We start from the raw sequence: 2,548 nt of genomic DNA on the forward strand, positions 1-2,548 counted from the left end.
ACTTTCAGGCCTTCATCCTCAGAACGGCAATATACAAGTCCTTGAGCAGACTTCTGACTACCAATATCGTATAAAGCTCACAGGCGAAGGCATTTACACCTTCACTGCCAGGACTACCGATTCAAACAACAACGAATACTCCGACTCCCTCAGCATCATAGTCCAGGACAAACAGAAAATAGACACCCTCCTCAGAACCAAATGGAATCAAATGAAAGAGGCCTTGAAAAATGAGGATATTGAGGGAGCGGTTAAGGATTTCAGTGAGTTCACATCAGATGAATATAAGGAACTATTTACATTATTAAAAAAGAAATTACCGGAGATTGTTAATGGAATGACGGAACTAGAACTTGTTTCCATTAGGAGGAATGTAGCAACATACAGGCTTAAGCGTGACGAAATCATAGAAGGGAAGCAGTACAATATAACCTACTATGTGTATTTTTCTCAGGATATGTTCGGGAAATGGACTTTAGACGGTTTTTAGGAGGTGGAGAGTGTTAAAGCATAAGCAAATAGTATCCATAAATATCTTATCGATCATAATAATTCTTTTAATTCCTGCTTCGATTTTTGCCATGGACAGACCGCCTGAAGGGCCCACTGCAATAGTAGTCGATGATGAGACCGGAAAACCTATAGAGGGAGCAGTAGCTCTGGCGATCTGGCGGGGATATAAAGATGACTGTACATTTGTTCAGGGCATAGAGGGCGGATGCTGGGGATTTAAAAAGGCCGAAGAAGCCCTCTCTGACAAGGAAGGAAGGGTCGAAATCAAGGATTTCTGGAGAACTACAAAAGGTCCGGGGAAATGGGGCAGTGCCTATGACCCAAGGCTTACAGTCTATAAATTCGGCTATGTATGCTGGGACCAGAAAGAGATATTTGAACCCAATTATAAATGGACCAAACGTACTGACTTCGATAAGACACACAGAATCGTCCGATTAAAAAAATGGTCTGAAGGGTTTTCGTTTCGCGAACATGCAAGCTTTGAAGATGGGGTTACTAATGGAGATGCTACGTTATCAACAGCACCTTTATTCACAAAAGCATTCCGAACAGAAGGTCCTGCAATAGCAGAAGAATTAGAAAGATACTATCAAGAATTAGAGAAAAAACGTTCAATAAAGAAAAACTAGGAGAGACAACATGAAATTGAAATGTTTTTTGATTATGAGTTTTATACTTGTTTTGTATTCACCTTCAGTTTTCTCATATAATGATACAACAACACATAAAGATATAACAAAAACATCAATAGATAAATTTGAAGAAATCAATGATTACTTTAAAAGTATTCTTGGTTTTAAAGAAGGTTCTAATGAACCGGTTAATGAAACAACAATAACCAAACTAATCCAAGAAGGCTCCACCAACGAAGACCATAGAAACAGGGCGTACAATCATTTTTACAATCCACTAAATGGTGAAGGTCTTGATGACTATCCATTTCCATTGTTCAGGTTATACGGAGGCAAGAGTTCGAATTGCGGCAGCTTATATAAATATACAGGAATACCGGCTCTCGGCTGGGCATTGGGAAGTGGATACAGAAGTTGCGGTGCAGGATATTTTGACGAGGATAATTACAATGGTTATTCGTGGATTAAAGCCAGGGAGTCCTATTACAACTCATTTTTTTATCCCGAATTGAGAGATTATTATCTGATTTCATTTTTCGAGCAATTCGGCCGGGTACTTCATATGCTAGAGGACATGAGTGTTCCGGCGCATGTGAGAAACGACATGCTAGGCCATTTAACACCAAAAGGTTTGAACTATATAAAAGATCATTGGGACGTGCTGAAAGAATTATCAATCGTGGATTTTGTTAAGCATAATGCTTCCAACAATTATGAAAACTGGGTGGAAATAAATAAAAAACAGTCAGATATTATTGCTTATAAGGATTCCACAGAACATCCTTTGGTTATTCCGAAATTCGCAACACCTCAGCAATACTGGGATAATGATGTATACAATAGCTCAAATCCAAATCCCGAAGATACCTTGGCTACTGACAGCGAAAAAGGAGCTGGTCTTTCAGAATATACCAATGCAAACTTTGTCAGCACTAAAACAATCTTTTCAAATAACAACCCTGAAAGTGAAAAGAAGCGATTTCCATATCCCAGGACGAGTAGTATGGACAGGGAGTATCCGGCATTCATATCGCGGATACAAGCAGAAGACGGCAAGTATGATAATATCCCATTGTTAAATAAAGTCAGGGATGGAGAAATTGTTGACAAGGGTTTCATAGGGGTTAAATATCTTGCTTATCCCCTCAAATCGGAAGCGATCCATTCGGAACGGGTATATTTCTTTAACCCAGCAGTCCATAGTAATTATGCGGATATATTAATTCCCAAGACGATAGCGTACACGGCGGGTTTAATTGATTATTTTTTCCGTGGGCGGATGGGCATAGTACCGAAGTTTTCCGGGTATGATGCTGAGAGCCAGATGTTCAAGAAGGTAACCGTAGCTGCTACAAATGACTCGAAATGGATAGATGATCGGATAGAGCCTATGCCTTATG

General features: G+C 39.6%; 3 protein-coding genes. All 3 read left to right on the top strand.

The window, feature by feature from the left end; all coding sequences use genetic code 11:
• The coding region (locus VIO64_RS10470) for a hypothetical protein (RefSeq protein ID WP_331917876.1) at window positions 1–490 on the top strand (490 nt) is incomplete at its 5' end.
• Window positions 491–500: 10 nt separating this feature from the next.
• Window positions 501–1,145, top strand: coding sequence for a hypothetical protein (locus VIO64_RS10475; protein ID WP_331917878.1), 645 nt, complete (start codon window positions 501–503; stop codon window positions 1,143–1,145).
• A 10-nt stretch (window positions 1,146–1,155) separates the two neighbouring features.
• On the top strand, window positions 1,156–2,548 hold a 1,393-nt coding region (locus VIO64_RS10480), incomplete at its 3' end, for a hypothetical protein (protein ID WP_331917880.1).

It is taken from the genome of Pseudobacteroides sp., from assembly GCF_036567765.1.
Taxonomy (GTDB): domain Bacteria; phylum Bacillota; class Clostridia; order Acetivibrionales; family DSM-2933; genus Pseudobacteroides.